The following is a 24,140-nucleotide window of genomic DNA, read 5'->3' as shown; positions in this document are numbered from 1 at the left end:
ATGGTTGTTCGCATATTGATCGAGTAGCGCCCCGGTCGGCCCGCGCAACGGGCACGGCGGTAGCGTCCACACTCGGTGCCGGTCGCGTTCAGGTCGGCCACCAGCCCGTTCGTTCGTGAGGAGATTCGTATGGGGTCAACGATTTTCGCGGTGTTGCTACCGCTCGCACTGGCCCTGGTGATGTTCGGGCTCGGATTGACTTTGACTGTCGGCGATTTCGCACGGGTGCTGCGATATCCGAAGGCCGCGGTGGTCGCGTTGCTCTGCCAGACGGTGTTGCTACCCGTGGTGTGTTTCGGGCTGATCCATCTGTTCCGGCTCGAAGGGGCGCTCGCGGTGGGCATGTTGCTGCTCGCTGCATCACCCGGGGGCCCGTCGGCCAACCTGTTCAGTCATATCGCGGGCGGTAGTGTCGCGCTGAACATCACCCTCACCGCGATCAATTCGGTGCTGGCCGTGTTCACGATGCCGCTGATCGTCGCGCTGGCGTTCAGCCGGTTCATGGACGGTGACGGTTCGTTCGGGCTGCGGCCGGACAAGTTCGCGCAGGTGTTCGCGATCGTGCTGGTCCCCGTCGTGGTCGGCATGCTCGTGCATCACCGGTTCACCGCGTGGTCCGAGCGGATGCGCGGCAGTGTCAAGATCCTCTCGATCGTCGTGCTCGCGCTGGTCGTGCTCGCAGCGGTGGCGAAGAATTTCGACACGCTCACCGAGCACATCGGCAAGCTCGCCTCACTGAGCCTCGTGTTCGCCGTGATCAGTTTGGGCGTGGGCTATGTCGTGCCGCGGTTGTTCCGGGTGGACGCCGATCAGGCGATCGCCTCGGCGATGGAGATCGGTATCCACAACGGAGCGATCGCCATCGCCGTCGCCGGATCGGTGCTGCACAACGACACGATCGCTGTCCCGGGCGCGGTGTACGGCGTGCTGATGAACGTTCCGGCCGCGATCGCGGCGTACCTGCTAGCCAAATACGTTCGCACGGAACGCCCCGCCTCGGTCCCGGGTGTGGCCGTTCACGACCAGGCATGAGGGTCACCACTCGCTCCGAGTAGTGGTCGATGAAACTGGCCGCGGACGACCGCGACGGGGATGACGACGCCCAGGACGGATCGTTGCACCAGATATCGAGGTCGGCAAAGATTCAGCACGCCAAGCGATTCCGTTGACTCCTCCACCTGGTGGGGCGAACTGGACTTCACCGAGGCAGGACGGAACCTCGGCTGACAGCTCCGGACGACTGGCTGTATCTCGCACTATCGCCGCCGAACAGGGCCTGAACGCGAATTCCGGTGCAAAATTGCGGGATTCCGCCAATTGATTCCGCTACCGATACTGTGCTGCCAATACGCGCCCTTGCCGCGAGGCGCGCGATCTGCCGGGATCGATCATCTCGGGTCCGTGGAACGACCGCCGAGCGCTCGAACCGGCCAGCGCGTGCACAGGGGTCGATGGGTGTGTCGTCAGCGCCGTCAGCGAAGGTCGGTGTGCATCAGGCGGTCCGGTTCGGCAGGTGCGGCGATCGGTAAGCGCCGCCGCCGGTTGTACACGACGCTGCTCGCGAACGCGGCGAGGATGATGACGACGCCGATCATGCCGGTGGCGAGCTGGTCGACATGGTGGCCGGTGGAGTACAGCAGCACGAGGGCCAGCGCGCCGATGGCCCAGTGGGCGCCGTGTTCGAGGTAAACGTATTGGGCCAGGGTCCCTTTGCGGACCAGGTAGACGGTGATCGAGCGGACGAACATGGCGCCGACGAGGCCCAGGCCGAGCGCGATGATGATCGGATCGGACGTGATGGCGAACGAGCCGATCACCCCGTCGAAGGAGAAGGACGCGTCCAGCACCTCCACATAGAGCAGGAGGAAGAACGCCGCTCGACCGACGGCGACCGTTGCCCGCGAGGGCCCGTTCGTTTCCTCCGACGAGAAATGCTCACCGAGACCGTCGACGACGAAATAGGTGACCATGCCGAAGGCGCCCGCCACCATGACGACATCGGCCTTGTCATCGGGCGCGATGACACCCGCGGTCACGACGAGGACCAACAGCGCGACCACGACGGTGAACATATTGAAGCCGCCGAGCCGGGCCAACGGTCGCTCCAGTCGTGACAGCCAGGTGATTTCGCGCGGGGTGCAGACGAAGTTGAGGAACAGCAGCAGCAGGAACATCCCACCGAAGGTGGCGATCTTGGGATTGGCGTCGATCAGCAAGGTCTCGTAGCTCGGTCGTCCGTCGGGGTAATGTGACGCACCGCCCGCGGGCGGGTTCAGTGCCAGATCGAGTGCCTTGATCGGATCGAGGTGCGCCCCGATCGCGACGACCATGAGCGGAAACAACAGCCGCATCCCGAAGACCGCGATCAGCACGCCGACGGTGAGGAACAGCCGCTGCCACAGCGGACTCATCCGTTGCAGCACACCGGCATTGACGACGGCGTTGTCGAACGACAGCGACACCTCGAGCACACCGAGGATCGCCGCGAGGGCCACGGCGTGCGGCCCGCCGTACAAGAGAGCCGCCACCAACGCGACTGCCGCGACACCGAAGGACAGGCCGAATACCCGCATGAACATGACGACCCTTTCGCCAAACCTGCCCCCGGCACCAGCGGAAGCCCGTCCGGGATGCCGGCCACCGCCGCCAACCCCGTCTCGATTGTGACAGCCCGCCATGCCCGGCCGGTACCTTCCGCGGACATCCGCTGCGCGAACGATCTTCGGCCGCTGATGTGAATCGGGTCGGAGCCGCCTGCTCGGATCGCTGCCCCGACATCATGAGCATCATCGGAAGTATCGAGTGAAAACGAAAGGGCGCGTAATGATTCGAAAGACGGTGTTGGTCATCACGGCGGGGATCCTGATCGGTGCCCCGGCAATGGGAACTGCCGGGGCCGCTCAGCCCGAGACCGCCACGCAGGCTGCCCCTGGCGCACACGACATCGCTTTCAGCACCGGATCGGGAGCGGCGGATGTCGTGCTCAACGGGCTGATCGCGGTGATCTTCGGACCCGATGATCCGACCAAATGCAAGTTCCCCTACTGCTTCTGAGCGAGAACGGGATCGCCGCGTTCACGACAGGTCTAGCGAGCCCGCCCCGGCGCCGTCGTGACCAACGGTGCCGGGGCCGCCTTCTTTCGATCAATCGATCTCGGGTGCGGCTTGATCCGGGGAGCGGCCGGGCAGGAACAGGAGAGTGAGGACGGCTCCGGCGACGAGGATGCCGGCTTCGGATACCCCGCGATCGCGATCCGGCCATCATCAAATCGATCTCGCCCGTGCGTATCAGCTCCAAGGGAATCGGGCCATGGTGATGGATTCGTTGATGGCAGGCCGCTTGCTGGCACCGTCAATGGTCCGCTATCACCCGATGGTGCACGAGACCATCCGTGTCCTTGCGCGCGAGGATGCTCGCCGGCCGGACAGCATTCGAGGGTTCGCGGGGTGGTGCGGCGTCACCTTGTAGCCGCCGGCTCGTAAGCTACAGCTGAAGCTGGAGTGCCAACAATAAAAGCCCCTCCTGGACCAGCCTCTTTGCTGGTGGGAGGGGCTTTTGTGTTGTGCGCCATCAGGGACTCGAACCCCGAACCCGCTGATTAAGAGTCAGCTGCTCTGCCAATTGAGCTAATGGCGCGTGTCACTCCGCGGGGGGCTTGGCTTTCGCTTGGGCCGCTCTGCGGTGCGAGAAGAACATTAACAGGGTGGAGTGCGGAAAGTGAAATCGCGTGTCTGAGCTGCGGGTTTGTGGGGGGTTGGGGAGTTGTTAACGCGGCGGGGGTGATCACGGATGTTTCGGGGGAAGCCCTGTGGGCGGGACGTTTGGTTGCCGGGGTGGTTGTGACTGGCAGGGCGGGGGTCTCGGTCGGATGGGGCGGGCGCGGTGGTCGAACAAGCGTGCTGCGCGCCGAGACGTGAAGCGGGGTTGTGATGAGTGAAGGTCGGGGCCTGCGGCGATACGGGCGGCTGCCGGTTGTCGGGGTCGTGGTGTCCGTGCTGGCGTTGGCGCTGGTCGGGTGCTCGTCGGGGGACAAGGGTCAATCCTCGACGATGGCAATCGATTCCAATCCGATCGGCGAGCTCATGAAGCCGAAGCTGATCTCACCGGTGAAGGACGGCGACAAAGGGGTGTCGCCGGGGGAGTTGACCTTGAAGGTGGAGGACGGCCGGCTCACGACCGTGGCGCTCACCAATCCGGACGGCAAGCCGGTGTCGGGTGAGCTGGCGGTGGACGGTCGTTCGTGGCGGCTGACCGAGCAGTTGGGGTTCGGGCGCACCTACAAGTTGAGCGTCGACGCGATCGGCCTTGGCGGCGCGACCAATTCGACTATGAGTTTCACCACTATCACGCCCAATAACCGCACCCACCCGTACCTGCTGCCGGCGGAGGACGACGTGGTCGGTATCGGCCAGCCGGTGGCCGTGCAGTTCGACGAGAACATTCCGGATCGCAAGGCCGCCCAGGCGGCGATCAAGATCACAACCACGCCCGCGGTGGAGGGCGCCTTCTACTGGGTCAACAATCGCGAGGTGCGCTGGCGGCCGCAGAACTTCTGGGCCCCGGGCACCAAGGTCGACATCGCGGTGAACGCCTACGGCCGGGATCTCGGGAACGGCCTGGTCGGCGACAGTGACATCCACTCCAGCTTCACCATCGGCGACGCCACCGTCTTCACCGCCGACGACGACACCAAGATGGTGACCGTCGAACGCAACGGCGAGGTGATCAGGACCATGCCGACCTCGATGGGCAAGGACTCCACGCCCACCGACAACGGCGTCTACATCGTCGGCGACAAGTTCGACAGGATCATCATGGACTCCTCCACCTACGGCGTCCCGGTGAACTCGCCGGGCGGCTATCGCACCCCCATCGACTGGGCGACGCGGATCTCCTACTCCGGCATCTTCTTCCACTCGGCCCCGTGGTCGGTGGGCGCGCAGGGCTCGGTCAACACCAGCCACGGCTGCCTGAATCTGAGCCCGGCCGACGCCAAGTGGGTATACGACAACGTCAAGCGCGGCGACATCACCATCGTCAAGAACACCGTCGGCGGCACGCTGTCGGGTCTGGACGGGCTGGGCGACTGGAACATTCCGTGGGAGCAGTGGAAGGCCGGCAACGCCGACGACAACCGCTGAGCCCCGACGACAACCGCTGATCGCGGGCGCGCCGAAGGGGCATCAGCGTGTTCGCTGATGCCCCTTGGGACGCGCTCGATCTCGGGGGAGCGGGGGTCAGCCGATGGTGCCCGGCCCGATGCCTCCGCCGCCATTGAGGTTTCCGCAGCCCAGCCCCGCGTAGCCGGCGAGTGCCGCGGCACTGCCGGCGACAGTGCAGCCGCCCTTCGAGGAACCCGTGGTCGCCGAACCGGTCGCGCCGCCGAGCTTGATGGCGGAGGATCCGAAGTTCACATCGGACTCGATCGGATTGTCGGCGGCTGACGGGTCGGCCGTCGTGCCCGGGGTGGTGGTGCCGGGCGTGGTGGTGCCCGGGGTGGTCGTCGTGGTGCCGGGCGTGGTCGTCGTGGTCTGCGAAGCGTCGGTGAGGACGATTTCCGCGGACGCGACGGGCGCGGCGGCGATGACAGCCGCAACGGCTAGCAAAGTGGTTACGGCACAACGATTCACGTGCAATGTCCTTCGGATCGAGCATGGGTCGGGGGCCCCGACGTCCCCGGTGTCCAGAGCAGTCTACGAAGATCGCGTGGCCTGCGCCGCAAAATGCGACACACTGGTGTTTCTGTCACACTCCGAGACACGTTCGGTCAAGCTCCGACACATGCGACCGCCCGCACCGGAGCGCCGTCCGAGCCGGGCAGACTAAGTGGAAACATCGACACCTCGACCCGCTCCCCGGCCTGCTGTGCCATGAGCACCTCGCCCAATCCGGTCAGATTCTCGGCGATGACGGCGTGCGCCCCGCACAGAATCCGGTGCACCGGGATCTCCTCGGTGGGTGTCGGGTCGACACTGAGCGCGTCGATCCCGACCGTCCGTACGCCCGCCGCGACCAGATACTCGGCCGCCTCCACGGTCAGATGCGGATGGTTCAGGTACGCGTGGGTGCCCCAGTGCCGCGACCAGCCGGTGGCGATGAGCACGATCTGCCCCGCCGTCACCCGGTCCGCGAAGTACTCGCGCCCGATCGACCCGCCCGCCCCGGCCGCCCGCGCGTCGATGACCACGCCCGGACCGGTGAACCGGTCCAGCGGCAGCTCGTCGAGCGTCGGCAGCATGTCGTCGATATGTCGCGGCGCGTCTACGTGCGTGCCCGTCTGCGACCCGAGATCCAGGTGCAATACGTTCACCCCGTCGGCGGTCACGGTGAGCGCGGGCCGGATGGTGACCTCCGGATCGCCGGGGTACACCTGCATACCGGACCGAATCGGTACCGAAAGATCGATGATGCGCACTTTCCGCCTGCCTCCCTGTGGATTTCGCGCGATGATGACGGTCAGCAAGATCGAATACAGTCGCCGATGAGGAATTCGAGAATCGCTATGTCTGCCATACATATTGCCGTGTTGAACCGCAGTACCGTACTGACCGACGCTCAGGTTTCTGCCGTGGTCCCGGCGCTGCAGACGCAGGTGCACCGGGACTGGGCCCCGGTGTGGGGGAGCGACGCCGATCTGAGTTTCGTGGCGACCGACGCGCAGCCGCCGGCCGGAGCGTGGTGGCTGGTGATGTCCGACGACTCCGATCAGGCCGGGGCGCTCGGCTATCACGATCTCACGAACGAGGGTCTGCCGATGGGAAAGGTGTTCGCGCGCAGCGATATCAATGCCGGCCTGCAGTGGTCGGTCACGGCAAGCCACGAGCTGCTGGAGATGCTCGGCGACCCCGATATCAACCTGGCCGCCTACGTGTTCTCCAGCGCCACCGCCGGACGCATCTACGCCTACGAGGTCGCCGACGCCTGTGAGGCGGACCAGCACGGGTACGCGATCGATGGAATCCAGGTGTCGGACTTCGTGTTTCCCGCCTGGTTCGAGAACTTCCGCACGGCGGGCAGCACCCAGTTCGACTACGGCAATCACATCACCGCGCCGTTCCAGTTGCTGCCCGGCGGATACATCGGCGTGTTCGACATCAACGGCGGCAGCGGCTGGCATCAGCTGACCGCGGAGAGCATGCCCGCGCAGTACGCCATGCGTGCCCGGGTCGGCAGCCGCCGCGAGCGCCGCCGCACGCCCCGCGACCAGTGGCTGCTCAGCGAAGTGTGATGAGATCCACCATGTTCCGGAGGCTCGGGCATCCCGGCCGCGGCTGGCAGCTCCCGCGACCCGTCAGCGAGCCCGGGCGTCGAGCAGCCAGCAGGCGGCGGTGAAGCGGGCCTCGTCGCCGTGCACGAAGGGTTCGAAGGCGGCCCGCACGGTCTCGATGACCCGCTGCCGGGTGGGTTCGTCCACCTCGAGCAGGGCCAGGCCGACCGGTCCCAGCCGCGAGAGGTAGCCGACGAGCGCCGGTTCGGGCATGGCGCAGTCGACATCGAGCGGGCGGATATCGATATCGGCCCAGCCGCTCGCCGCCAGCATCCTGGCCACGGGATCGTGGTCGGCGAGGGCGAATTGGCCTGGTGAACCGGGGATTCGGGGTTCGAGATTCGACAGCAGCGGCGCCGCGGCGCGTTCGGCCGCGGTGAAGAACGGATTCTCCTCCGGATCGCGCCAGACGATGCAGCCGAGCCGGCCGCCGGGCCGGGTGGCTCGGCGCAGGTTGGTGAAGGCGGCGACCGGGTCGGCGAAGAACATCACCCCGAACCGGGAGGTGATGAGGTCGTAGGCGGCGGATTCGAAGGGCTGGGTCTGGGCATCGGCGCGAATGAAGTCGACGGGCAGGCCCGCTCGCTCGGCGTTCGCGCGGGCGGCGGTGATCATCGGTTCGGCGATGTCGACGCCGGTGCAGTGCGCGCCGGTTTCCCGCGCGAGGGCGAGGGTGGTGCCGCCGGTGCCGCAGCCGACGTCGAGGACGTCCCGGGCGTCGGTGTCGCGCGCCAGCGCCACCAGGATGTCCTGGAGTGGTCGCATCACCTGGGCGATGAGGTCCTGAGTGTCGACCCAGGCATTGCCGGAAGGGCCGTTCCAGCGGGCGGATTGGTCATTGTCGAGCGGTGTCGTCATGGTCGCTGTCCTTCGTCGGTGGACGGGCCGGAGAGCTACACTGTGCCAATTCAAGTCGGCTCGAGGTCAAGGCCCGAGGTGATCCCGTGAGCAGTCTGGATATCGCTGAGGTCGTCCGCCGATCGGGCGTCCCGGCCTCGACATTGCGCTACTACGAGGAGCGGGGCCTGATCGCCTCGATCGGCCGGCACGGGCTCCGCCGCCAATTCGACGAATCCGTACTGGAACAACTGGCACTGATCGCACTCGGCCGCACCGCCGGTTTCTCCCTCGATGACATTGTCGTCGCCTTCGGTCCCCAGGGCGACCTGCGCGTGGACCGTGCCGCGCTCATCGGCAAGGCCGACGAATTGGACCGCACCATCGCACAATTGACCGCCGTGCGTGACGGCCTGCGGCACGCGGCCGCCTGCCCGGCTCCGAGTCACGCGGAGTGCCCGACCTTCCGACGCCTGCTGGGCGAGGTCATGGCGGGCCGGATCGCCACCATCGACGCACTGACCCCGTGACAACCACTGCGCCACACCGTATCTGAGCGATCCCTCGGCACGGCGGGGCGTCACTCCGTCTGGTAGCCAGGATGCACGCCCGGGGTCAGTCCATGGTCGGCGGCTATGCGAACCAGCAGCCCGGACAGCTGCGCGTGTTCCTCCGAAGTCAGTGACCGGCACATGTGTTCCTCGGCTCTGAACCGTGTCCCAACTGAACCGCGTCATCAACCGAGCGGCACGCCTATCGAGCGGCGGTGGCCCACCCCGGGTCACCGCCGCTCGGCGCTTCCGGAGGCCGGTAACTTTCGGCGGGCGCGGCTCGTCATATGGGTATGAGCACCGAAGAACGGCCGGAGGACGCTTTCGCCGGAGCCTGGCGGCGGCATCGCGCCTACGTGGTGGACCTGGCCTTCCGGCTACTGGGCGATATCGGGGCGGCCGAGGACGCCGCGCAGGAGGCATTCACCCGGCTGGCCCGCATGCGACCCGGCGAGGTGAGCGACGAGCGCGCCTGGCTCACCGTGGTCACCAGCCGCCTGTGTCTCGACGAATTGCGCAGTGCGCGAGCGCGTCGCGAGCAGGCCGGGGATCCGGGGCAGCTGGAGGCCCAGACACCGGTCGCGCACGCCGTGCCCCTCGACCCGGTCGACCGCATCACCCTCGACGAGGAGGTGCAGCTGGCGCTGTACCGCATGCTGCAACGTCTCGCGCCCGCCGAGCGGGTGGTGCTGATCCTGCACGATGTGTTCGCGGTGCCGTTCGAACTGGTCGCGGACACCGTCGGGCGTCCGGTCGGCACCTGCCGGCAACTGGCGCGCCGGGCACGGATCAAGATGTCGGAGGCGCGGCGGCCCGACGGCCCGGTGGCGCCGGCCGAGCATCGCGCGGTGGTGGAGCGGTTCATCGCCGCCTGTGCCGGTGGGGATCTGGACGAACTGCTGGCGGTGCTGGATCCGGAGGTGTGGGGCATCGCGTCGTTCCGGCCGGACTCGCCGATCGTGGCGCGGCCGAGCCACGGGCCGGAGATGGTGGCCGCCAATATGATCGCGTTCTGGGGGCCGGGGATCACGCTGGTCACCCACTCGGCTTTCGGGCGTCCCGCCCTGCTGGCCTATCGGGATCGGGAGCTGTTCGGTGTGCTGGTGCTGACCATCGCGGGCGATCGGATCGTGAGCGTCGAGGCCACCGTGGACGTGTGAGGTAACTTTCCCGGCGGCCGTCCCGTCTTGAATGCATGACTCACAACAGGATTCATGCCCGCCGCGGAAAACTCGCGGTAGCGGCGCTGCTCGGGATGATGCTGTTCTGGAGCGCGCCGGCCGCCCACGCGGATCGGGCGGACGGCGCGGACCGGTATCTCGGCGTCTGGAACTACGATCAGCCCGACCGCGCGGATGGCACCGATATCGCCACGGTCGGCCAGCTCGGCATCAACCCGCTGACTTTTCCTCAGGTCGGGACCGTGGAGTTCGCCCGGGGCACGGACGGCGACATCACCGGCCACACCGATCAGGGCTGTACCTGGCATTTCCGGGTGAACGGTGACGCCCTGGATCTGACCAGCACCGATCAGTACTGCTTCAACAACGTGATCGGCTCCGGCTACAACATCTACTACTGGCACGTCACCGTCCGCGATGGCCACGAGCAGGAGGTGGTCCGCGCCAACAGCTATCTCCCGTACGGCACTTTCGATTTCGAGCTCGCCAACGGCAAGCGGACCCGCGCCGACGCCGCCGACCCGGGCGACGCGGCCCGCTTGTTCACCGGCTCCTGGGCGTACGACCCCACCAATCTCGCTTACCTGAACAACCTCACCTCGCCGGGGTACCAGCCCAAAATCGGTGTGGTGCACATCGATTCGAGTGCCGGACAGCTGATCGCCCATACCGGAGACGGCTGCTCCTGGACCCTGGACGGCCACGGCAATACCGCCGAACTCGCACCCGCGGGTCAGACCTGCCAAACGCCCGGCGGCACCGTCATCATGTCGTTCTGGTCGATGGCCAGCGACGGCACTCACCTGATCTCCGTCATGCACAGCACCGACCCGGAGAACGGCGAGTACTTCGTCGGCAGCGGCAGCTCGACGCGACAGCCCTGACCCGCCCGACTCCGTCCGGCCCGCGGGCTAGCGGACGGCGGCGACGGCTTCCTTGGCAAGGGCGGCGACCAGCGGATTGTCCGCTGCGGCAGCCTGATCCGGCTTGGTGGTCAGCACCAGGATCACCAGTGGCGCGGCGCCGCCCGCGGGCCAGGTGACCGCGATGTCGTTGGCGGTGCCGTAGTCGCCGCTGCCGGTCTTGTCGGCGGTCTTCCAGTCTGCCGGGAGCGCGGCGCGAATGCGGGCATCGCCGGTGGTGTTGGCGAGCAGCCACGCGGTCAGCTGCGTCCGTTCGGGTTCGGCCAGAGCGTCGCCGAGTACCAGTTTGCGGTAGTCGTCGGCCAGGGCGGCCGGGGTGCTGGTGTCGCGTTCGTCGCCGGGGATATTGGTGTTGAGCTCGGTTTCCCAGCGATCCATGCGGGTGGTCTGGTCGCCGATCGAGCGCAGGAAGGCGGTGACGGCCGGCGGCCCGCCGAGCAGTTCGAGGATCTGATTGCCCGCGGTGTTGTCACTGTGGGTGATGGCGGCCTGGCAGAGTTCGGCCACGGTCATGCCGGTATCGACGCGGGTGCTGGTGATCGGCGAGTTCGCCACCAGCTTGTCGGGGGTGAAATGGATGACCTGGTCGAAGAATCCGCTGCTGAGCGGATGCGCGTGCAGCAGTGCGCCGCAGGCGAGCGGTTTGAAGGTGGAGTCGAAGGCGAACCGTTCGTCCTGCCGATAGCCGATGGTCTTGCCGGTGCCGGTATCGATGGCGACCACGCCCGCCCGGGCCCCGTACTGCTGTTCGAGCGCGCGCAGCGCCGCGGTATCGGTGACCGCGCCGGCGGTGGTGGCCGATCCGCTCACCGCCGCTTCGGTTTTCGAGTCGCTGCCGCAGCCCCCGGCCAGCGGGGCGAGGAGCAGGAGGGAAACCAGTGCACCGTATTTCAGGGTCGACAAAGCAAGCCTCTCAATAGTTTTCGAGTGCTGAAGGGGGTATTCGGCTCGCGCCGTGTGAGATTGGAAGTAGAGGAAATCAGTGCTGAGTGCGCAGCATGCGGCCTGCGGCCTGCACGGCCGGCTCGGAACTGCCCGCGTCGCTGATGAAGACGGCGAAAGCCAAATCGCCGTCGATGCCGACGAACCAGCCGTGCGCGTGCTTGTCGTCGATGTATTCGGCGGTGCCGGTCTTGCCGAGCAGGCCGGGGATATCGCGCAGTTCGGTGGCGGTGCCGCCCGTGATCGTCTCGCGCATCATGGATTTCACCTGATCGGCGATGCCCGGCGGCAGCGCGGGCGGCTGCCGGTCGGGCTTGCCGGGCTGCCCCTGGACGACGGCCGGCGGCTGGACGGTGCCCTGTGCGAGCGCGGCCGCCAGCAGCGCCATCCCGAACGGTGACGCGGTCACCGTGCCCTGCCCGATGCCCTCCTCCACCCGCAGCGCGGGCGTGTCGGCGGTGGGCACCTTGCCGGTGACGGTGGTCAGTCCGGGCGTCACATAGTCGATGCCGAGCCCGAGCTGGGCGGCGGCATTGGTCAGCCCGTCCGCCGCGAGCTGGACCGCCAGCCGCCCCATGGTGGTGTTGCAGGACTTGGCGAAGGCGGTGTGCAGCGGCACCTGGCCGAGGTCGAAGTTGTTGTCATTGGGGATCTCCCGGCCCTCGATGTTCTCCTTGCCGGGGCAGGCGACCATGGAGTCGGGAGTGACCTGGCCGGCCTGCAGGGCGGCCGAGACGGTCACCGTCTTGAAGGTCGAGCCCGGCGGGTACAGCCCGGTCAGCCCGATCGGACCCTGCGCGTCACCGGCCGCGTTCTGTGCCATGGCCAGCACGTTTCCGGTCGACGGCTGCACGGCGACGATGGCGGCCGGCGTGGTGATCGGGGCCAGTGCGGCCGCGGCGGCCCGCTGCAAACCGATATCGAGGGTGGTGTGAATATCGGTGACCGGCTTGGGATCCGGGCCGCCCACACGCTGGGTGCCGTCGCTGCGCTGGGCGCGAACGGCCCAGCCGGCGTCGGCGTCGGCCTGCTGCTGCCACAGGTCGGAGAGGCCCGAGAAGGTCGGGGAGGACAGGGCCTTGTCGACGGTCAGCAGCCGGGTCTGCTGGGCGGTGGTCACATTCGCGAGGTTCGTGAGGGCGGCTTGGACCGTGGCGTAATCGGATTCGCGCAGGGTGACCGCCGTGATCGGTTTGCCCTGGGCCGCGGCCATGTCCGATTGCAGGCTCGCGGCCGTGACATCCGGTGCGACCGGTTTCAGAGCCGCGGCGACGGCCGCCGTGTCGGCGCCGGGCGCGACGTTGACCAGGGTCACCACCTGCTGGGTGAGCAGATCACCGCCCGCGCTGTCGAGGACCTTGGCAGGGTCGGGGTAGACGAGGCTGTAAGACAGCGGGCCGACATCGAGGCCGGGCGCGACGGTGGCGGGATCCCACTGGATCTTCCAGTCGCCGCCGGACTGTGTGGCCCGACCCGAGGTGGTGTACGACCACTCGTTCTTGCCGTCCTTGCCCAGCTTCCAGGTGGCGGCCAGCGTGAACGTGCCGCCGTTGCCGGTCTTCTCGATGTTGCTCGCCTCGAAATGCACCTGCTTGCCCAGGCCGTCGTAGAGCGGGCCGAGTGCGGCGGAGGCTTTGGCCGGGTCGCTGGTGGCGTTGGCGGCCGCCGGTACGTCGTCGCGGTTGAGGGCGTCCGTGAAACCGTCGACCGTCTTGGACAGTCCGGACGTGGCATCCGATCCGGAGCATGCCGTCGCCGTGACCAGCACGGCCGCGGCGCAGACACCGGTGAGGGCCTTCCTGCTGAACTCTGCCATGACAGCCACCCCAGCACGGATCACCGGTGGCTGTCCAAGACCAACACGGATGAGAACCGATATAGCGATCGGTATCGTTGCAGCGTGCACGGTGTCGTGGGGCGGCGTCACGGGCGGTTGACGGGCCGATCGGGGCACCGGGGATGCTGGGGGAGTGGACGAGATCTTCCGGACGGCCGGTGTCGAGGGCCGGGTGCATGCCCGCTGTTTCGACTGTGATGGCGAATTCGGCTGGGCCGCCGACGAACCGGTGGTGCTGTCCTCGGTGGTGAAGGTGCCGCTGGTGCTGGAGTTCGCGCGGCAGGTGGCGGCGGGGCAGCTCGATCCGGCCGACCGGGTGCGGGCCACAGCGGCGGACCGGCTGGGCGGGGTCGGCACCGCGGGCTGCCATGACGATGTCGAATTCAGCCTGCGCGACGCCGCCTATTTCGCGCTCACCGTGAGCGACAATACCGCCGCCGACCTGCTGTTCGATCGGGTCGGCGTGGACAATGTGCGGTCGCTGGCGCGGGAGCTCGGGCTCACCGGCACCCGGATCATGGGCTCGCTGCGCGACATCCTCTACAGCATGGCCGAGGACATCGGTGCGCGTGACCTGCACGAATTCGCCCGGCGCTATCCGGAATCCAGTGCGGCGGAGGTGCTCGGGTCGCGGGCGGTGGATCCGCTGCGCACCACGGCCGGGACCGCGCGCGATATGACCCGGCTGCTGTGGCTCATCGGCGAGGATCGCGCGGGTTCGCCCGAGGCGTGCCGGTTCGTGCGGGATCTCATGCGGCAGCAGGTGTACGGGCACCGGCTGCCGTCGGCGTTCCCGCCGGGCACGGACATCTGGTCCAAGACCGGGACGCTGCCCGGGATCCGCAATGAGATCGGGGTGGTCGGGTATCCGGATGGAAGCCGGTACGCGGTCGCGGTTTTCACCGCGTCACACAGCCTGGCCGGGCGGCAGCCCGCGGTGGATCGGGCCATCGGCGCGGCGGCGCGGCTGGCCGTCGAGCGCATCGATCACGGCCTGCCCGCGACCACATCCCACGGCCGGCGCTGTGGAGCATCCTGAATCGGGGCCGGACGGGACGCGCCGTCACCCTGCACCACGGTGACGATGAGGTCGGCGAGTTCCCGGACCAGCGGGTGCGGGGCGGCAGCGGGCCAGGTCAGGGCGAGCCGCCAGCTCAGCGTGCCCTCGGGCAGCGGCCGCCACACCACGCGCGGCTCCTTCTGCGCCACCAGACCCTGGTCGAAGGCGACGCCGCGGCCGGAAAGCACCATACCGAGCACGAATTCGGGATTGCGGGCGTGCTGCACCGAGGTGGGGCGAAAGCCGCGCTCCCAGCAGGTGCGCAGGGTGGCGTCGTAGAGGCCGGGCGCGGCGGCGCGCGGGAAGATCACCAGTCCGTGCCCGGCCAGATCGGCCAGGGTGAGCGCGGCCCGCGCGGCCAGCGGGGAATCGCGGGGCAGCACCACGCCCAGCGGGGTCTCCACCGCCGGGCCCGATTCCAGGCCGACCACATCCACCGGGTACTGCAGCAGCCCGGCGTCCAGTTGCCGATCCGCCAGCAGTCGCACCTGTTCGGCGGTGGTCAGCTCCTGGAGGTCCACCCGCACCTGGCGGCTCTCGAACGCGGTGAGGATGGCGGCCAGCACGCGTCCCGCCAGTTCGGGCGGCACGCCCACCCGCAGTGCGTCGATCTCACCCCGATGCGCCTTGCCGACCAGCGATCTCGCCCGCTCCCAGCGCGCGACCAGGTCCCGGGCCTCCACCAGCAGGATCTGCCCCGCCTCGGTGAGCTCCACCCGCCGGCTGTCGCGTTCCAGGAGGCGGGCCCCGATATCGCTCTCCAGCTTGCGGATTCGCTGGCTCAGCGCCGGCTGGGCGATCCGCAGCCGCTCGGCCGCCCGGCCGAAGTGCAACTCCTCGGCCACGGCGATGAAGTAGCGCAACTGACGCAGCGGATCCATCCAACCGACGATATCGGTTTCCTTATCGCCGGGTCAGGCCCGGGCACGAACCTCGAGAATCTGCAGGCACCGCCCGATCGGCCCGCGCTCGTCGTGCAGCACGGTCGAGCACATCCCAACCCCGTCCGGCCCGATCGAGGTCTGCACCTCGAGCCCGATCCACTCGCCCTCCGGCAGCCGGAACAGGTCGATCGTCAGGTCGGTGTTCAGGAACGTCCACTGATACGGATCCAGCTGCGCCCCAATCCCATTGGCCACATCCGCCACCGAGAACACCCGCACCAGCGGTGAAATCTCCTCCCCTTCGACCACCTCCACCAGGGGCCGCACCCACACCCGCCGGGTGATGTCGTCACTCTCCACCGCCCGGATGTCCACCGACTTCACATACCCGACATCCCACCCGTCCGGCACGCCCCACCCGATCTCGGACGCCTCCGGCACCGCCGGCAGCGGCGCGTCGGCCGTATGCACCACCGACGAACTGTCCGACGTGGCAATCCGCCACGCCGAAGCCTTCGCCACCGCCCGCCGACTCCCATCCGCCTGCGTCGCAACCAACTCCGCCCCCACCAGTTCGACCCGCTTCCCCGGCCGCTCCACCCACGCCCGCACTTCGACGTCCCCCACCGGCACCGGCCCCAAAATCTCCATCGTCAACCGGGCCACCCGCGCCCCCTCCCGAGGCGCACACCGCTCCACCGCCCGAGCCAGCAACGCCGAAGGCGGCGCCCCATGCTGCATGGAAGCCGCCCACACACTCACCGTCGACCCGGTAGCCCCATACCGCTCGAACCCCTCGCCCCCCACCCCCTGCGCGACGTAATACGCCTTGGTCCCGGCCTCCGCCAAGGCCGCCTGCTCCACCGCTGTCACGTCATGCATCTGGGTCACCCAGCCAACGTATCAGCCCACGTCGCAACCACTAGACGCTGTACGACAAATGCCCTATTCGACCGCCGATTCCGGGCGCTCACCGCAGGCCAGGATGTCGCGATGAATCCGGTCGACGATCGCCTCGGGACCCCAGCTCGCGTCGATGCGGATCTCATCGGCGAAGGACAGTGGCTGCCAGCCGTGGTACCACTCGGCCATCTGCTCCGGCGAGAAGTCCGCCGCCCGGGAGCTGCCGATGTGCCGGGTGACGGTCTCTTCGAAGGTTAGGTCGAAGCAGTAGTGCAGAGCGTGGTCCGCCGCGGCGGTTAGGCGCTCGAGCATCGAGCCGTACCGCCCGGCGTTCAGGATTCCCTCCACGATCACCACCAATCCCCGCGCCAGGCCGAATATCGCAATGTGTTCCAGCAGTTCGATATTGGCGGCCCCGGCCGTATCCGGTTCCCGTAGCATCTGCCGGCGCACCACGTCCTGCGGCACGACGAGGCACGCGCCCCGCGCGAAGCGCTGCTGCACCGCGAGGGCGGCGGTCGACTTCCCCGAGGCCGAGTTGCCGCGGACAACGACCAGCACGCTCATGCCGCCGCAGGGTACCCGGGGAGAGGAACCCGTGAATATCGTTCGAACCCAGCGCAACCGGGTGGGGCTCCGAATCAGGCTCAGAGCTTGTATCCGATGGCGCGGAGCAGTCGGTGCCGGTCGGCCCGGTCGGTCTCGGTTTCGATTCCGAGGGGCGGTGCACCGTCGATTACGCCGATGACGCCGCGTCCGAGCGCGGTTTCGGCGATGAGGACCTCGACGGGGTTGGCGGTGGCGCAGAAGATGGTGCAGAGCTCGGGGATGTGGCGGATCGCGTTGAGGACGTTGACGGGGTAGCCGTCGCGGAGGAAGACGATGAAGGAGTGGCCGGCGGCGAGGGCTGTTGCGTTCTTGGTGGCGAGGTCGACGAGGTCGTTGTCGTTTCCGGACCAGCGGATCAGGCGGGGGCCGGAGGCTTCGCAGAAGGCCAGCCCGAAGCGGAGTTGCGGGCCGGTGCCGACGAGGGCTTCGTGCATGTCCTCGACGGTCTTGATGAAGTGGGACTGCCCGATGATGACATTGAGCTCATCGGGATTCTCGATGGGCACCGCTGTCAGTTCCATGGGGCTATCGTCCCTCGTCACGCGGCCGTGGAACAAGATCAGGGAGCTGTCGGGGTGGGAATTCGGGCGAATTCCCACGGTGACAGCTCCCTGATCTTGTCGGGGCTGGGTCAGGGGACCGGGTCGGGTTCGGGGGCTGGGATGGAATTGGCGGCGGGGATCGATTCGGCCGCGGGGGCCTTCTGCTTGCCGAGGATGGAGTGGCGGCGGCTGTAGGTGAAGTAGATGACGATGCCGAGGGCCATCCAGATGACGAAGCGGAGCCAGGTTTCGATGGAGAGGTTCAGCATCAGCCAGAGGCAGGCCAGGGCGGCGAGGATGGGGATGACGGGGACGAGGGGGACTCGGAAGCCGCGCTTCAGGTCGGGGCGGGTGCGGCGGAGGATCGGGACGCCGAGGGAGACCAGGACGAAGGCCACCAGGGTGCCGATATTGACCATTTCCTCGAGGGTGCCGAAGTCGACGAAACCGGCCAGGAGGGCGCACACGACGCCGACGATGACGGTCAGGCGGACGGGGGTGCCGTGCTTGCCGGTGTGGGCGAGGCTGCGGGGGAGCAGGCCGTCGCGGGCCATGGCGAACAGGACGCGGGTCTGGCCGAGGAACATGACCATGACGACCGTGGAGAGGCCCGCGAGCGCGCCGATGGAGATGATGTTCTTCACCCAGGTCGCACCGTGCAGGGCGAAAGCGGTTGCCAGGGTGGCGTTTCCGCTCGCGAGCTCGGTGTAGGGGACCATGCCGGTGAGGATCAGCGAGACGGCGACGTAGAGCACCGTCACGATGGCCAGCGAGCCGAAGATGCCGCGCGGGACATCACGCTGCGGGTTGCGGGTCTCCTCGGCGGTGGTGGCGACCACGTCGAAGCCGACGAAGGCGAAGAACACCAGCGAGGCCGCGGCCAGCAGGCCGTACCAGCCGAAATTCGTTCCGCCGGAACCGGTCAGGAAGGAGAACAGCGACTGGTGCACGCCACCGGCCTGCGCGGAGGGCTGCGCCGGCGGGATGTAGGGGCTGAGGTTGGACGCCTTGAAGTAGGTGGCGCCGACCACCAGCACGAGCGCGATCACGGCCAGTTTGATGGCCACCGCGACGGCCGAGACCCGCGAGGACAGTTTGGTGCCGGTGGCCAGCAGCATGCCGACGACGGCGATGATGACCACCGCGCCCCAGTCGAACGAGATGGATCCGACGTGCGCGACCGGATTCACCAGGCCGCCGAGCACCTCGCCGAGATACTGCGACCACCCCTTGGCGACCACCGAAACGGCAAGGGCGAACTCGAGAATGAGATCCCACCCGATGATCCAGGCGATGATCTCGCCGAAAGTGGCGTACGCGAACGTGTACGCACTGCCCGCCACCGGCACGGTCGAGGCGAATTCGGCGTAGCACAACGCCGTCAGCCCGCAGGCGATGGCCGCGAACACGAAGGCCAGCGAGACCGAGGGTCCCGCCACCGTGCCCGCGGTCCGGGCGGTGAGCGTGAAAATGCCCGCCCCGATGACCACCGCGACACCGAAGATGGTGAGATCCCTCGCCGTCAGATCCTTGCGTAGCTTGGAATCCGGCTCATCGGTATCCCGGATCGACTGCTCGACCGATTTGGTGCGGAACACTCCGCTCGCGAACGCCACTTGTCGTCTCCTCTCTGAAACTACGGTGCGGCGATCAGAGGGCCCGCGGGATGGCGTCCAGACGCCGCTCCGCGAACCTGTTGGCCGCCGCTCCGGTGCCGATTCCCTCGGCCTTGGATTCCGCGATGATGTCGCGGCAGCGGTCGAAGATGCCCCTCACCGCATCTTCGACCTCGGCCGGCGCTGCCTGACGCAGCTCACCGGCCACCTGAATGAGCCCACCGCCATTGGCCACGAAATCCGGGACCCAGGTGATGCCTCGCTCGTTCAGGGCGTATTCCACTGCGGGCGTGGCCAACTGATTGTTGGCGGCACCGCAGACGAGTTTCGCCTCGATGGCCTCGGCGCTGGACGCGGTGAGCGTGCCGCCGAGGGCGCAGGGGGCGTAGACGTCGACCGGAGCGGTGGATACGTTGCTCAACAGTCGAACCGACGGATTGTCCTTCGAAATGCTTTCCAGCGCCGCCTCGTTCACGTCGGTCGCGCAGACCTCCGCGCCGTCGGCGAGCAGCAGCTGGATGAGTTCGCGGCCGACCTTGCCGACGCCCTCGACGCCGACCGTGCGGCCCGCCAGTGTGGGTGCGCCCCACACTGATTCGGCACCGGCCCGCATGGCGTTGAACACGCCCAGCGCGGTGAGCCGGGCGCTGTCACCGGAACCGCCCGCCGCGGTGCTGCGGCCGGTGACATGGCTGGTGTAGCGGCCGATGGCGTCCAGGTCATCGGTGTTGGTGCCCACATCACCCGCGGTGATGTAGCGCCCGCCGAGGGATTCGACGAACCGCGCGTAGGCCGCGAACAGCTCCTCGCTCTTGTCGAGGGCCGGATCGCCGATGATCACGGCCTTGCCGCCGCCCAGGTTCAGACCGGCGGCCGCCGCCTTGTAGGTCATGCCCCACGACAGTCGCAGCACATCGTCCAGCGCCGCCGCCTCCGAGGCGTAGGGGTACATCCGGGTGCCGCCGAGCGCCGGGCCCAGCGTGGTCGAGTGAATCGCGATGATCGCCTTGAGTCCGCTCTTGTCGTCCTCACAGAACACCACCTGCTCGTGGCGTCGAGCGCTCAGCTCGTGCGAGCGGCCGAAAACCCCTGCGTCGGTGTGCATTGCGGTCACAATCGATTCCTTTCGTTGGACGCCGCTTGTGGCGGCTGGGTGGTGGCCGCGTGGTGGGCGGCCGGGTGTCGTGCCCGGATTCCGGGCACAGGTCACCGCGGTACGGCGGCGGGAACGATGCCGCCGTACTGCGTCGGGTTTGGAATTGGGGAGGGTGAGCGCTCCGGTCAGCCGTCGAGGCCGAGCTCGCGGAGGCGGGCGCGGTAGAGCTCGACATTGCCGAGCTTCACATCCTCGTAACCGCGGACCAGGTCGGGCAGGGCCGCCGCTTCGGTGGCGGTGGCGTAGCCGTCGGTGGTGAGCTCGCTCGCGAGGCGGTGGACCATGTCGGTGTAGCGGGACAGCAACTCCCGCTCCACCTTTCGGACGTGGGCGTAGCCGAAGGGGTCGAGCTTGGTGCCGCGCAGGGATTTGCCCTTGGCGAGCAGCTTCAGGGCCACATGGGATTTGGGCGTGAGGCCGATCTTCTTCTTGCGGCCGAGGGCACGGAGCGCCGGGGGATGCAGCTTGTAGGTGAGGTTCTCGCCGCCGGGGACCTGGGCCCGCACCTCGTCGAGGAAGGCCGGGTCGACCAGCAGGCGGGCCACCTCGTACTCGTCCTTGTAGGCGGTGAACTTGTACAGCCCGCGCGCCACGGCCTCGCTGAACTCGGTCCGCTCGGTGACCGCGCGCTCGGCGTTCCAGACAGCCTGGACGGTATCGATGTAGCGGCGGGCGACCTTGGCGTTCTGGTAGTCGACCAGTTCGGCGGCCCGCAGTTCGACCAGTCGCCGGACCTCGCCCTCGAAGCTGGTGCCCGCCAGCAGCTCGGCGGAGGCGATCCGCGGAGTGCGCTGTGCCGCAGCCGAATCGGTGGCCGCCGCGAACGCGACCGGATCCGCGATGGCCACGCGACCCCAGCGGAATGCCGCGATATTCGCCGATACCGCGACCCCGTTGATGGTGATCGCCTCTTCGATCGCCGCGGCGGGCAGCCGCAGGCCGCCGGTCTGGAACGCCGCGCCGACCATCAGGAAGTTGGCGGCGGCGGTGTTCCCGAACAGCTGCTGCGCGGCCGCCAGGGCATCGAAGTCGAACTGCGAATCCGACACCGCCGCAAGCCGATCCAGCAGCGGCGCGGTCTCCGGATAGGTGACCGACTTGTCGTAGACCATGTCACCGGTCGGGGTCTGGCTGGTCGAGGCGACCACGACGGTCGCCGCCGGATTGCCGTACTGCAGGTTCTTGGGATCGGCGGCGGTCAGCAGATCGATGGCCATGATGCAGTCCGCGCTGCCGGGGGTGAGCCGGTTGGACGGCTCCAATTCCGTTGTGGAGAACCGCAGGTGGGACAGCACCGGCCCGGCCTTCTGGCTGAGCCCGATCTGATCCAGGCTCTCGACCGCGTACCCGGCCCGCAGCGCGGCGGTGGCCAGCACCTGGTTCACCGTCACGATGCCGGTGCCGCCGATGCCCGCGATGAGCACGTTCTGCGTGCCCAGCGGAGCCCCGAGTCCCGGATCGGCGACCATGGGCGGCTCGGCCGCCTTCCGCCGCTTCGCAGCTGTCCGCTCGGAACCCTTGCGCCCCTTGGCATCCGGGTTCAACTCCACCGTCACGAACGACGGGCAGTCGCCGTCCAGGCAGCTGTAGTCGGTATTGCAGGAGGTCTGGTCGATGCGCGTCTTGCGCCCGAACTCGGTCTCCACCGGCTGCACCGACAGGCAGTTCGACTTGGTGCCGCAGTCGCCGCAGCCCTCGCACACCGCCTCGTTGATCACCACGCGGGTATTGCGCACCGGCAGCGTGCCGCGCTTGCGCTGGCGGCGGGCGTCGGCGGCGCAGTGCTGGTCGTAGATCAGGACGGTGACGCCCTCGATCTCGCGCAGCATCTTCTGCGCCTCGTCGAGACGATCGCGATGCCAGAGCAGCGTGCCCTTGGCCAGCGCCTTCCTGTTGTGCCGCTTGGGATCGTCGGCGCAGATGACGATCTGCTTGACGCCCTCGACGGTCAGCTTGTGGCTGAGTTTCGCGACCGTCAGCCCGCCCTCCACATCCTGCGCGCCGGTCATGGCGACGACCTCGTTGTAGAGCAGCTTGTAGGTGATGTTCACCCCCGCCGCCACGCACGCCTGGATGGCCAGCTGCCCGGAGTGGAAGAACGTCCCGTCGCCGATGTTCTGGAACAGGTGCGGCACATCGGTGAACGGCGCCTGCCCGATCCACTGGCTGCCCTCACCGCCCATCTGGGTCAGGCCGGTGACCGCGCTGTCGCTGCGCCCGGACAGGGTGACCAGGGTGTGGCAGCCGATGCCGCCACCGCCGATCGAGCCCTCGGGTAGTGCGGTGGAGCGGTTGTGCGGGCAGCCGCTGCAGAAGTACGGGGTGCGCTTGGCGGACAGCACCTCCAGCGAGAGCACGGGCGGCGGAGCCTTCTTCAGCTCGACCCGCTCCTGCAGCACCCGCCGCAGCGGGGCCAGCAGCCGGCCCGCGGTGAGCTCGCCGTCGAACGGCATGAGCGGCAGGCCGTTTCCGTCCAGCTTGCCGAGGATCTGCGGGGCATCGACGGTGCCGTACAGGATTTCGCGGATCTGGGTCTCGATGAACGCGGTCTTGTCCTCGACCACGATCACCTGCTCCAGACCCTGGGCGAACTCGGTGACCCGCTGCGCCCCAACCGGATACGGCATGCCGATGCGCAGCAGGCGAATGCCCGCGCGGTGCATGGCCGCCTCGTCCACACCCAGATCGACCAGTGCCTGACGCACCGCGTCGAAGGTGGTGCCGGTGGCCGCGATGCCGATCCGCGCGTGCGCCGGATCCACCTCGATGACATCGAGATCATTGACCGCCCCGAAGGCGCGCACGGTGGCCCAGCGCGGCCCGTACAGGTCGGCCTCGGCCAGCACGCTGTCCGCCGGCGCCGCCATCGGCCGCTGCCGGTAGGCGAAAGTCTTTCCCTCCCACTGCACTTCGGGTACTGCGATGGGCAGCTCGGCGACCGAGGAATCCACCGTCCACGCACCGTCGGCCACATCCGCCACGATCTTCATGGCCACGATGCAACCCGAGGCCCGCGACAGCGCCACGCCCTGCATGCCCATCGTGATGATCTCGCGGGCATTGCGCGGGAACAGCACCGGCACACCCATGGCCGCCAGCGACCGCTCGCTCACCGCGGGCACGGTCGAGGACTTGGAGGCCGGATCGTCACCCACCAGCAGCAGCACGCCGCCGCGCGGATTCACCCCGTACATGTTGGCGTGCCGGATGGCGTCGGTGGCCCGGTCGACGCCGGGCCCCTTGCCATACCAGACACCGACGACGCCGTCGTGCGTCGCCGTCCCGGCGGGCAGATCCGCCTGGCTACCCCACACCGAGGTGGCCGCGAGCTCCTCGTTGAAGCCCGGTACGAAGGCGATGTCGTGTTCGGACAGCACATTCGGCATGCCCAGCAGCATCTTGTCGACCCCGCCCAGCGGGCTGCCCTGATACCCGGACACGAAGGTCGCGACCCGGTGGCCGGCGCGCATATCGCGGACATGCTGTTCCACCAGCAGGCGGGCGATGGCCTGCACACCGGTGAGAAGGACCGGACCCGCGCCGGACCGGTAGCGGTCGGCGAGGTCGTAGGGCGTAGCCGGTTCGGCCTGTCGTACAGGCGCGCAGGCAACGTCGGTCATGAACAGTCACCACACTCTCCACAGCCCAGATCGTGAGCTGCAAACCAAGGGACCAAAGCGATCGGTGCAGCGAAATCTGCCGTGATGTGTGATCTGTGTCAACAGACGCGCGAAAATTTGATCAGACTGCTCAAAAGTGATCTGGAACACTGTGACGCACGCAGCAGTTTGCTCGAGCATCCACGCGGAAGTCCGCTCGAGCGTCGGCCCC

General features: G+C 68.0%; 21 protein-coding genes and 1 tRNA gene. 8 read left to right on the top strand and 14 right to left on the bottom strand.

What is annotated here, in order from left to right; all coding sequences use genetic code 11:
• Positions 1 to 129 precede the first annotated feature (129 nt).
• Positions 130 to 1,032, top strand: coding sequence for a bile acid:sodium symporter family protein (locus ACIRRA_RS14910; protein ID WP_402767554.1), 903 nt, complete (start codon positions 130 to 132; stop codon positions 1,030 to 1,032).
• Positions 1,033 to 1,472: 440 nt separating this feature from the next.
• On the opposite strand, the gene ACIRRA_RS14905 is transcribed toward ACIRRA_RS14910, so the two are convergent.
• Entirely contained in the window at positions 1,473 to 2,579 is a 1,107-nt protein-coding gene (locus tag ACIRRA_RS14905; protein WP_402767552.1) for a DUF475 domain-containing protein, read from the bottom strand.
• 244 nt (positions 2,580 to 2,823) lie between these two features.
• Between ACIRRA_RS14905 and ACIRRA_RS14900 the strand changes: the two genes are divergently transcribed.
• Positions 2,824 to 3,054, top strand: coding sequence for a hypothetical protein (locus ACIRRA_RS14900; protein ID WP_402767551.1), 231 nt, complete (start codon positions 2,824 to 2,826; stop codon positions 3,052 to 3,054).
• Between the two features lie 510 nt (positions 3,055 to 3,564).
• Here the strand turns inward: ACIRRA_RS14900 and ACIRRA_RS14895 are convergent.
• Positions 3,565 to 3,637, bottom strand: a tRNA-Lys gene (locus ACIRRA_RS14895).
• Between the two features lie 293 nt (positions 3,638 to 3,930).
• On the opposite strand from ACIRRA_RS14895, the gene ACIRRA_RS14890 reads away from it, so the two are divergent.
• Positions 3,931 to 5,142, top strand: coding sequence for an Ig-like domain-containing protein (locus ACIRRA_RS14890; protein ID WP_402767549.1), 1,212 nt, complete (start codon positions 3,931 to 3,933; stop codon positions 5,140 to 5,142).
• Between the two features lie 96 nt (positions 5,143 to 5,238).
• Here ACIRRA_RS14890 and ACIRRA_RS14885 read toward each other — a convergent pair whose 3' ends face one another.
• Positions 5,239 to 5,607: a hypothetical protein gene (locus ACIRRA_RS14885; RefSeq protein WP_402767548.1), complete on the bottom strand. Its 369-nt coding sequence runs from the start codon at positions 5,605 to 5,607 to the stop codon at positions 5,239 to 5,241.
• Between the two features lie 161 nt (positions 5,608 to 5,768).
• Positions 5,769 to 6,416 (bottom strand): cyclase family protein, encoded by a 648-nt coding sequence (locus ACIRRA_RS14880; protein WP_402767546.1) that lies wholly within the window; start codon positions 6,414 to 6,416, stop codon positions 5,769 to 5,771.
• 111 nt (positions 6,417 to 6,527) lie between these two features.
• Between ACIRRA_RS14880 and ACIRRA_RS14875 the strand changes: the two genes are divergently transcribed.
• The gene (locus ACIRRA_RS14875) at positions 6,528 to 7,229 is read left to right on the top strand and encodes a hypothetical protein (protein ID WP_402767544.1); all 702 of its coding nucleotides are present in this window, start codon (positions 6,528 to 6,530) and stop codon (positions 7,227 to 7,229) included.
• 63 nt (positions 7,230 to 7,292) lie between these two features.
• Here the strand turns inward: ACIRRA_RS14875 and ACIRRA_RS14870 are convergent, their stop codons facing one another.
• Complete coding sequence (locus ACIRRA_RS14870; protein WP_402767542.1) at positions 7,293 to 8,126, bottom strand: class I SAM-dependent methyltransferase; 834 nt, start codon at positions 8,124 to 8,126, stop codon at positions 7,293 to 7,295.
• An 86-nt stretch (positions 8,127 to 8,212) separates the two neighbouring features.
• Here ACIRRA_RS14870 and ACIRRA_RS14865 point away from each other — a divergent pair, with 86 nt between their 5' ends.
• From ACIRRA_RS14865 to ACIRRA_RS14855, 3 genes are all read left to right on the top strand, one after another.
• Positions 8,213 to 8,635: a helix-turn-helix domain-containing protein gene (locus tag ACIRRA_RS14865; RefSeq protein WP_402767540.1), complete on the top strand. Its 423-nt coding sequence runs from the start codon at positions 8,213 to 8,215 to the stop codon at positions 8,633 to 8,635.
• Positions 8,636 to 8,949: 314 nt separating this feature from the next.
• The gene (sigI, locus tag ACIRRA_RS14860; protein ID WP_402767538.1) at positions 8,950 to 9,816 is read left to right on the top strand and encodes an RNA polymerase sigma factor SigI; all 867 of its coding nucleotides are present in this window, start codon (positions 8,950 to 8,952) and stop codon (positions 9,814 to 9,816) included.
• A 35-nt stretch (positions 9,817 to 9,851) separates the two neighbouring features.
• The gene (locus ACIRRA_RS14855; RefSeq protein WP_402767537.1) at positions 9,852 to 10,721 is read left to right on the top strand and encodes a hypothetical protein; all 870 of its coding nucleotides are present in this window, start codon (positions 9,852 to 9,854) and stop codon (positions 10,719 to 10,721) included.
• A gap of 27 nt (positions 10,722 to 10,748) precedes the next feature.
• Here ACIRRA_RS14855 and bla read toward each other — a convergent pair whose 3' ends face one another.
• Together bla and ACIRRA_RS14845 are read right to left on the bottom strand one after the other, a co-directional pair.
• Positions 10,749 to 11,612 (bottom strand): class A beta-lactamase, encoded by an 864-nt coding sequence (gene bla, locus ACIRRA_RS14850; protein ID WP_402767645.1) that lies wholly within the window; start codon positions 11,610 to 11,612, stop codon positions 10,749 to 10,751.
• Between the two features lie 127 nt (positions 11,613 to 11,739).
• On the bottom strand, positions 11,740 to 13,518 hold the full coding sequence (locus ACIRRA_RS14845) for a penicillin-binding transpeptidase domain-containing protein (protein ID WP_402767535.1): 1,779 nt from the start codon (positions 13,516 to 13,518) through the stop codon (positions 11,740 to 11,742).
• Between the two features lie 154 nt (positions 13,519 to 13,672).
• Here ACIRRA_RS14845 and ACIRRA_RS14840 point away from each other — a divergent pair, with 154 nt between their 5' ends.
• Positions 13,673 to 14,578 (top strand): serine hydrolase, encoded by a 906-nt coding sequence (locus tag ACIRRA_RS14840; RefSeq protein ID WP_402767533.1) that lies wholly within the window; start codon positions 13,673 to 13,675, stop codon positions 14,576 to 14,578.
• Here the strand turns inward: ACIRRA_RS14840 and ACIRRA_RS14835 are convergent.
• The 7 genes from ACIRRA_RS14835 to ACIRRA_RS14805 form a co-directional block, all read right to left on the bottom strand.
• Positions 14,527 to 15,480 carry a LysR family transcriptional regulator gene (locus tag ACIRRA_RS14835; RefSeq protein WP_402767531.1) on the bottom strand — a complete coding sequence of 318 codons (954 nt, stop codon included), beginning with the start codon at positions 15,478 to 15,480 and terminating at the stop codon, positions 14,527 to 14,529. The genes ACIRRA_RS14840 and ACIRRA_RS14835 overlap by 52 nt on opposite strands.
• 33 nt (positions 15,481 to 15,513) lie before the next feature.
• Positions 15,514 to 16,365, bottom strand: coding sequence for a thioesterase family protein (locus tag ACIRRA_RS14830; protein ID WP_402767643.1), 852 nt, complete (start codon positions 16,363 to 16,365; stop codon positions 15,514 to 15,516).
• A gap of 63 nt (positions 16,366 to 16,428) precedes the next feature.
• Positions 16,429 to 16,953 carry a hypothetical protein gene (locus ACIRRA_RS14825; RefSeq protein ID WP_402767529.1) on the bottom strand — a complete coding sequence of 175 codons (525 nt, stop codon included), beginning with the start codon at positions 16,951 to 16,953 and terminating at the stop codon, positions 16,429 to 16,431.
• A gap of 80 nt (positions 16,954 to 17,033) precedes the next feature.
• Positions 17,034 to 17,516, bottom strand: coding sequence for an adenosine-specific kinase (locus ACIRRA_RS14820; RefSeq protein WP_402767527.1), 483 nt, complete (start codon positions 17,514 to 17,516; stop codon positions 17,034 to 17,036).
• Positions 17,517 to 17,626: 110 nt separating this feature from the next.
• Positions 17,627 to 19,153 (bottom strand): amino acid permease, encoded by a 1,527-nt coding sequence (locus ACIRRA_RS14815; protein ID WP_402767525.1) that lies wholly within the window; start codon positions 19,151 to 19,153, stop codon positions 17,627 to 17,629.
• Positions 19,154 to 19,187: 34 nt separating this feature from the next.
• The gene (locus tag ACIRRA_RS14810; RefSeq protein ID WP_402767642.1) at positions 19,188 to 20,258 is read right to left on the bottom strand and encodes a Glu/Leu/Phe/Val dehydrogenase; all 1,071 of its coding nucleotides are present in this window, start codon (positions 20,256 to 20,258) and stop codon (positions 19,188 to 19,190) included.
• A 176-nt stretch (positions 20,259 to 20,434) separates the two neighbouring features.
• On the bottom strand, positions 20,435 to 23,929 hold the full coding sequence (locus tag ACIRRA_RS14805) for an indolepyruvate ferredoxin oxidoreductase family protein (RefSeq protein WP_402767523.1): 3,495 nt from the start codon (positions 23,927 to 23,929) through the stop codon (positions 20,435 to 20,437).
• Positions 23,930 to 24,140 lie beyond the last annotated feature (211 nt).

It is taken from the genome of Nocardia sp. NPDC101769 (assembly GCF_044766925.1).
Lineage (GTDB): Bacteria > Actinomycetota > Actinomycetes > Mycobacteriales > Mycobacteriaceae > Nocardia.
Note: the sequence above shows the minus strand (reverse complement) of the source record. Positions and strands in the feature narration are given on the sequence as shown.